1 protein-coding gene is annotated in these 1,538 nt (G+C 34.3%); it reads right to left on the bottom strand.

Going from position 1 to position 1,538, the window contains the following annotated elements:
- Positions 1-215: 215 nt before the first annotated feature.
- Positions 216-1,184, bottom strand: a complete 969-nt coding sequence (locus ABZA26_RS14840; RefSeq protein WP_372715258.1) for a restriction endonuclease — start codon at positions 1,182-1,184, stop codon at positions 216-218.
- Between the last annotated feature and the right edge of the window lie 354 nt (positions 1,185-1,538).

The following is a 1,538-nucleotide window of genomic DNA, read 5'->3' as shown; positions in this document are numbered from 1 at the left end:
GGTCGCCGGTTCGACTCCGGCAGGTGGCACCACTAAAAATAATAGTTAGAGCAGAACCTAAGTTCTGCTCTTTTTTATTTTGGACTTAAAATGGACTTAAAGTTTAAATTAAATATGAAATGAAAAAAATTCAGAAAAATTATTTTTTGTGAAGACCCAAGTGATCTTGCAACAGATTATATATTAATATTACCGCTAAAATATTTTAAATATATTTACATCCCGTATTTTATAAACCATCTGGCAAGATCCTTACCGAATATTAGACCAACGTCCTTACCTGTTTCACTCTTAAGGTTGTCCAGTTTTTCCTGGAAACGCTCACTGATTTTTTCAGCTGTTGAGATGATGAGACCACAGGTAATGTCCTTTTCAGCTTTAAACACATTCTCTATATCCCTTATCGCCCTGTCATAATCCATTTCATTTATGTAAGACTTAACCTGTATAGCACATCTTTCCACCCGCTGAATTCCAAGAAAGTCCATACCGGTATCAAACTCACATATGAGATCCCCGCCTTTGTCTGAAGCTCCTGATTTTCTTTCTACATTGGAAACAGTAGGCATCCTTTCAAGAATTATCTGAACCAACTCTTCCATTGTTTTCTCTGGGTGATGACTCTGTATTTTGCTACAGATTAACTTCAGATCAGGCTCTATTATCTCGAGTGTTTTATTGTATCTAGTATCAGCATTGGCGTAATCCCCACTTAGTTCTCCGCTATCAAGCAATTCTAAAAGTTCTGAAAACTCTTCTTTTAAATATATCTGCCAGTACTTGCCTTGTAGTTTAAACCGTCTGGAAAGACTTGGGTTTATCTCCTTAGCATTTCTGTCAAAAGTTTTTATGCTGTCCCTATCGACCTTGAGGCAGTGGCTGAAATCTCCTTGATATTTATCCCAGGCCCAAAAATAAGGTTCTTCTACTTTAGCGAGAGTACACTTACCATAAGATGGTGTATTGATATATATAATATAATCTCCTGGCTTGATTTTCAGTAGAAAGTTAGCTTTCCAGCAATCTTTCTGTTCAGGGGTCATCTCATCCCATGATAACTTTTCCATAACTTTAAGATTTGCATTTTCCACATATGACCAACCGTATCTAGCTATTCCTTCTTTTAACAACGGATCATTTACCAACTCAACATTTTCCCCTATTTTTAGTGCATAAATATTCATGCTTCCCCCCTTTAATTTTATATCCATTTTAAGTAACCGCTTTATAAAAGTTTCTTAACTACTCAGATGTTTTGTATGCATTCAATTTTTACCTTCATCACATTGCCATCCAATCTATCAAGCAGTTTCTAGTTAAAAAAACTCTAATAAAGTGTACCACAATGTATATATATAGACAAATCACTTAATTTGTGAGATTTTTTATGTAATCTAGTAACAGACTATGAGCTCACATAAACCTTTACTTTCTTTAAAAAAAATAAAGACCTCCATATGGGAGGTCTCTTTCAAAATAAAATTACATATTATACTAACTATAGTAAGCTGCTTATTTTAATTTATCAGATGACTTTT

The sequence above is a fragment of the Ilyobacter sp. genome (assembly GCF_041583315.1).
Taxonomy (GTDB): domain Bacteria; phylum Fusobacteriota; class Fusobacteriia; order Fusobacteriales; family Fusobacteriaceae; genus Ilyobacter.
This window is presented reverse-complemented; position numbering and strand designations above follow the sequence as displayed.

Coding starts and splice junctions, on each gene's coding strand:
- ABZA26_RS14840 (WP_372715258.1), bottom strand. CDS start 1,184: ATGAATATTTATGCACTAAAAATAGGGGAAAATGTTGAGTTGGTAAAT.